The organism is Mycobacterium sp. E2699 (assembly GCF_001666745.1).
Lineage (GTDB): Bacteria > Actinomycetota > Actinomycetes > Mycobacteriales > Mycobacteriaceae > Mycobacterium.
Map to the genome: position 1 here is coordinate 1 of NZ_LZJH01000092.1, position 511 is coordinate 511.

At 72.2% G+C, this 511-nt stretch carries 1 protein-coding gene; it reads right to left on the minus strand.

Annotation, left to right across the window (positions count from 1 at the left end; all coding sequences use genetic code 11):
- The coding region (locus A5696_RS16935) for a condensation domain-containing protein (protein WP_231964357.1) at positions 1 to 511 on the minus strand (511 nt) is incomplete at both ends.

Below are 511 nucleotides of genomic sequence, written 5' to 3' on the forward strand. Positions count from 1 at the left end.
GCTGCGCCCAGGCCAGGTTGAGATCCTCCAGCAAAATCCGCCACGACACCCCGTCGACCGCCAGATGGTGAACGATCGCCACCAATCGACCGGCAGGGACCACCCACACCGCGCTCAGCATGATTCCGGCCGCCGGGTTCAACCGCGACCGCGCCTCCACCAGCGCCTCCTCGGACAGCGCGTCCACCGCCCGCAGGCAGTGGCGGGCGTCCACGGACCCCGGCTCGGGCACCGTCAGCGACCAACCCCCGGCGCCGTCGTCGTCGACCCGCAGCCGCAGCATCGGATGCCGATCCAGCAGGGCCTGCAACACCACCACCACGTCGGCCTCTGTCGCCCCGGCCGGAGCCTGCACAACCACCGTCTGGTTGAACTGGTCCACCGGACCCTTGACGCTGTGCAGCCAGCGGATGATCGGGGTCGCGGCCACCGGGCCGACGCCGTCATCGACCACCTGGGCGCCGTCGGCCACCCCGGCCACCCGGGCCAGCCGGGCCACGGTCTGCTCGAC